1 protein-coding gene is annotated in these 1,608 nt (G+C 46.6%); it reads right to left on the bottom strand.

Translation table 11 applies throughout. The features are described from left to right. Positions 1-18: 18 nt before the first annotated feature. Entirely contained in the window at positions 19-1,245 is a 1,227-nt protein-coding gene (locus tag V7051_RS24565) for an ATP-dependent nuclease (RefSeq protein ID WP_334181194.1), read from the bottom strand. Between the last annotated feature and the right edge of the window lie 363 nt (positions 1,246-1,608).

Below are 1,608 nucleotides of genomic sequence, written 5' to 3'. Positions count from 1 at the left end.
CAAATCCGCCGTATAAATTTAACCAACGAGGCGACAACTAGATTGACAATTTCCGCGGACAAACTTATGAGCCTCGTCTGAGGTGGGTGGCATTTCAATCCGAGTTACCCGCGTTTGACGCTCTTCAGTCAATCGTAAGTAGCGAATGCTTTCTGGCTCTACCCTGCGTAACATGGATGGGGCATGAGTGGCAATTAGAGCCTGTGCATCTTCCTTACTAACCAAAGCAGTCAAAGCGGAAACAATGCGTCCTAGATAGTGGGGAGAAAGGCTGTTCTCCGGCTCTTCTACGGCAACGAGCGTGAATACAGCAGGTTTGAGTTTGTCTGGGTCGAAACGACTATCTTCCCCACTGAGCACTGCGCGTCCTATGGCCTGGGAGGAAAGAACCAATGATAGATAAAGCATAGATTTTTGACCATCGCTTAGCCGCGAGAAATCAACCAATTGCTCGTCATGACCTGGAGAAAACGATACCGACAGATGCCGAAGTAGCGCTTCAATTTCGCTTGCTACGAAAGTAACTGACGGATCGGCGAAATAGCTACCTTTGTGTAGTCCTTTCCAAGTATCGGTCAGCTTAGTACTCAACGAAGCAACCGATACATTACTAGCTAAGTTGTTGCTGATTTGATCAGTCAAACTCTTGATTGTTGCCCGCTCGGCATCCCAATTAACTGCCCGTAGCAGGCGACCAAGTAAGGCATTTGCACTGAACGCAATGTGATCTGCCGGATCACGTCTAGCTGGTAGGTAGTGAACCTGAATATTGTTGCGCTCAGGGCGCGATACTGGAGCTGTGTTAAATGGTGATTCATCCGTATTCAACTCGAGCACATATAGCAAGGTGTCTTCGATATCACCATCTGCTCCCATGCTAGCATCAAGACGAAAACGAACACGAGGAATACCCTTTGCGTCATCCAGACGCATATGGGCAAAGTGAGTTGGTATCGTAGAGTGCTCCCCAACATCGTCCAGCAATTCTGGAAACAGAAAATCAGCTTCGATCCAGAAAGTGCGTTCGTCCGGCGCTTCGAGCTCATCGTGGGGGACGTGGAAGTCGGCTTTTTGGACGCGTTTCAGTGTTGGATCGTAAGCAAACAAGCGGCATAGTGCTTGTAGAACGGCTGTTTTACCTACGCCATTAGGTCCGATCAGAAAGGTAAGGTCTTCAAAATCTATTTCACTAGATTCAGGACCAAAACATTGGAAGTTCGATAGGCGGATAGTTTGAAGTTTCATTCGTTTCTCCCTGTTTTAAAAAAGTTGTCCGGTGCTTCTAACAATGAGCCCATCTGCTGCCAACTTGGCAATTCTACTCGTCGCCACTGATGCCGTTGTCGATGTCTTGGATGGATTTTATGATATTGCTGATATTCATATCTTTCGCTCTCTCGTTGTATAGCGGGACGGGGTTGTAAACACTTCAACACCCATGCCCTGTTCAATGATAAACCCACTGTTGAGTATATTCGGTATAACAAACTTGGCTTCGGCTTTTAAAAATCCGTTTAAACCCATCTAATCAGCGCCATCAGTGTTCCAATTATTAACTGATGTTACGCAGTCCGTAACTTCTGCAATTCTTCATAAGCCATCTGGTTC

The organism is Methylobacter sp. (genome assembly GCF_036845245.1).
Classification (GTDB): domain Bacteria; phylum Pseudomonadota; class Gammaproteobacteria; order Methylococcales; family Methylomonadaceae; genus Methylobacter_A.
Note: the sequence above shows the minus strand (reverse complement) of the source record. Positions and strands in the feature narration are given on the sequence as shown.

Excerpts from the sequence above, each read along its gene's own strand:
- V7051_RS24565 (WP_334181194.1), bottom strand. The coding sequence starts at position 1,245 with ATGAAACTTCAAACTATCCGCCTATCGAACTTCCAATGTTTTGGTCCT.